This is a genomic window from Microbacterium sp. Bi128, from assembly GCF_918698205.1.
Genome location: NZ_CAKKMM010000538.1, coordinates 1 through 3,198 on the forward strand (window position 1 = coordinate 1; position 3,198 = coordinate 3,198).

A 3,198-nucleotide genomic window follows, 5' to 3' on the forward strand; every position below is an offset into this window, starting at 1 on the left:
GCCTTCAACTCCCCATTATCACGCTCGTGGCAGTGCGCGGCAGGAAGCCCGGCACGTCCACGAGCGTGATAATGGGGATGTTGAAGGCATCGCAGTGCCGGACGAAGCGGGCGGCCTTTTCCGAGGCCGCAATGTCCAGGGTGCCGGCGAACTGCATGGGCTGGTTGGCCACGATGCCCACCGTGTGGCCCTCGACCCGGCCGTAGCCGATGATCACGTTCGGGGCATAGAGGGACTGCATCTCGAGGAAGTGGGCGTCGTCGACAATTTGCTCGATGACCTTGCGCATGTCGTACGGCTGGTTGGCCGAGTCCGGGATCAGCGCGTCCAGGGCGAGGTCGTCGTCGTCGACCTCCAGTTCCTGCTGGTGCTCCAGCACCGGGGCCTCGGCGAGGTTGTTGGAGGGCAGGAAGTCGAGCAGTTCGCGGACGAACTCGACGGCGTCGGCCTCGTCGGAGGCCAGGTAAGTCGAGGTGCCGGTGTTGGCGTTGTGCTGCCGGGCGCCGCCGAGGGTTTCCATGTCCACGTCTTCGCCGGTGACGGTCTTGATGACGTCCGGGCCGGTGATGAACATGTGCGAGGTCTTGTCCACCATGACCACATAGTCGGTCAGGGCGGGGGAGTAGGCCGCGCCGCCGGCGGAGGGGCCCATGATCAGCGAGATCTGCGGGACGACGCCGGAGGCGTGGACGTTGTTGCGGAAGATGTCCGCGAACATCGCCAGGGAGGCGACACCCTCCTGGATGCGGGCACCGCCGCCGTCGAGGATGCCCACCACGGGGCAGCCGTTGCGCAGCGCGAACTCCTGGACCTTGACGATCTTTTCGCCGTTGACCTGGCTCAGCGAGCCGCCGTAGACGGAGAAATCCTGGCTGTAGACCGCAACCGGGCGGCCGTCCACCGTGCCGTAGCCGGAGACGAGGCCGTCGCCGAGGGGCTTCTTCTTCTCCATGCCGAAGGCGGTGGAGCGGTGCACGGCCAGCGCATCGAATTCGACGAAGGAGCCGGCGTCCAGCAACAGGTCGATGCGCTCGCGGGCGGTGTTCTTGCCGCGCGCGTGCTGCTTGGCGATCGCTTCCGGGCCGGAGGGCTGTTCGGCACGGGCCTGGCGGTCGCGGAAATCTGCAATCTTTCCCGCAGTCGTGGTCAGATCGTGGCTCATCAAGTTTCTCCGGCTCTGTCGCAAGGTTGTACGGCGCCCGTCGCGTGGGGTCCTTTGGCTGGAATCCACAAAAGCAGGGCTCTGCTGGCAAGTCTAGTGACGGTATTGGCCGGTGCCGCTGTAGGGAACCTACAATTTTCCCGCCGCGAAGCTCCCTCACCACTTTGTTACCCGCCAGTAACATTGGTCGGCTAGAGTGTGGGCATGACTTCAAGCAACGATGCTTCGGGCACCGCCACAGGGCCGTACCAGGCCGCCGGTTCCCTTCAGGGCCGCACTGTCCTCATCTCGGGGGGCAGCCGCGGCATCGGCCTGGCCATCGCGCTCCGCGCAGCCCGGGACGGCGCCAACATCGTCCTGATGGCCAAGACCGGCCAGCCGCACGCCAGGCTCGAGGGCACCGTGTATACCGCGGCAGAACAGATCGAGGCCGCCGGCGGCCAAGCGTTGCCGCTGGTCGGCGACGTGCGCAACGACGCCGACGTCGCCGGGGCTGTCGGCGCCGCTGTGGACCGCTTTGGCGGGATCGACGTCGTCATCAACAATGCGTCGGCGATCGACCTCTCCACCACCGACGATGTGGACATGAAACGCTACGACCTCATGCAGGACATCAACGTCCGTGGCACCTTCCTGCTCTCGAAGATGGCACTGCCGGCGCTGCGGGCATCCGATGCAGGGCACATCCTCACGCTCTCCCCGCCCCTGAACCTGGATCCGAAGTGGGCCGGCCTGCACCTGGCCTACACCATGGCCAAGTACGGCATGAGCCTGACCACGCTGGGGCTGGCCGAGGAGCTCAAGGCCGACGGCGTCAGTGTGAACTCGCTCTGGCCGTGCACCTTGATCGACACCGCGGCGATCCGCAACATGCCCGGCGGCGACATGATCGTCAAGGGCGCCCGCAGCCCCGAAATCATGGCCGACGCCGCCCACGCCGTGCTGACCGGCGGCAACGCGGTCCCCGCCCACGGCAGCCGGAGCGGTAACTTCTACACCGATGAACAGGTTCTCGCGGCGGCAGGGGTGACGGACTTCAGCCCGTACAGCCTCGGCGCGCCCGAGAACCAGCTCGTCCCGGACATCTTCCTCTGAACTTGCTGGGTGTTTGCGGCCGTCTGCCCCGCGCAATTTCCCCTCATTTGGCGGCCGGGTGCCGGAATCAGCGGTGTGTCCGGCCGACACGCCGGACATCCCGGCCAAAGTTGGGGAGTTTCGGCGGAGGCATGTGAGGCAGACGGCCGGGGCCCCGGTGCGCTTTCCTCGGTAGGATTCAAGGATGGAAACCGCGCAGGAAACCCCGGACCGTCCGCCCCTGGACCTGAGTGCCCTCAGCGATGAGGCGTTCCTGTCCGCGAACGGAATTCCGCGCCTGACGGTGCTTGAGTCCACCGGCTCCACCAACGCTGATCTCCTCCGCGGGGTGACCGAGGATCCCGGCGCGTGGCCGGACCTGTCAGTGCTGACCGCCGAGTACCAGAGCGACGCGCGCGGCCGGCTCGACCGCCGGTGGGAGGCGCCGGCCCGCAGTTCGGTCTCCGTCTCCCTGGTGCTCCTGCCAGTCAACGGGGCCGGCCGGCCGCTGCCGCTGAGCGCCGGGGCGCACCCGGTGGATGGACACGCCGCTGGCCGGCAGGGTGCTGGCCGGCAGGCTGCTGGCCGTCCCGGCACCGGAGCCGGCTTTGACACCAAATCCCGGGAAACGGCTGACGGGCGCAGGCACGTCGTGATCGATCAGGATCGCAATGAAGGAAGCCACCTGGTTGGCGGGCACGTACGTGACGGACTCGATGAAGCCGTGGCACAGCACCCGCCCGCGGTCCGGCAAGTCCCGGACGGACATGGCGGCGGTGGATTTTTTGCCGGCGGCATCAGCCAATCTGGGTTATCTCCGATCCGCGTTCGGGCTGTTCGAATTCGGGGGCCGCCTGCGGCGACGGTGCAGCGGCGGTGTCCTTTGGCAGGCGCAGCTGCAGCAGGTCACGCGGCGGCATGGGGTTCTCGCCGCGGACCACGACGATCTTCCGGAAGAGCCT

2 protein-coding genes and 2 pseudogenes are annotated in these 3,198 nt (G+C 67.3%); 2 read left to right on the forward strand and 2 right to left on the reverse strand.

Annotated elements, in window-relative coordinates; all coding sequences use genetic code 11:
• Window positions 1–37: 37 nt before the first annotated feature.
• Window positions 38–1,162 (reverse strand): annotated as a pseudogene (locus LQV45_RS22510) (acyl-CoA carboxylase subunit beta); the annotation flags it as partial.
• A 204-nt stretch (window positions 1,163–1,366) separates the two neighbouring features.
• Here LQV45_RS22510 and LQV45_RS22515 point away from each other — a divergent pair.
• Entirely contained in the window at window positions 1,367–2,257 is an 891-nt protein-coding gene (locus LQV45_RS22515) for an NAD(P)-dependent oxidoreductase (RefSeq protein ID WP_230008904.1), read from the forward strand.
• 184 nt (window positions 2,258–2,441) lie between these two features.
• Window positions 2,442–2,750, forward strand: a pseudogene (locus LQV45_RS22520) (biotin--[acetyl-CoA-carboxylase] ligase); the annotation flags it as partial.
• 283 nt (window positions 2,751–3,033) lie between these two features.
• Here LQV45_RS22520 and LQV45_RS22525 read toward each other — a convergent pair.
• On the reverse strand, window positions 3,034–3,198 hold a 165-nt coding region (locus LQV45_RS22525), incomplete at its 5' end, for a DUF3710 domain-containing protein (RefSeq protein ID WP_230008905.1).

What these genes read in the sequence shown, in the direction of transcription:
- LQV45_RS22515 (WP_230008904.1), top strand. Translation starts at nt 1,367, where the DNA reads ATGACTTCAAGCAACGATGCTTCGGGCACCGCCACAGGGCCGTACCAG.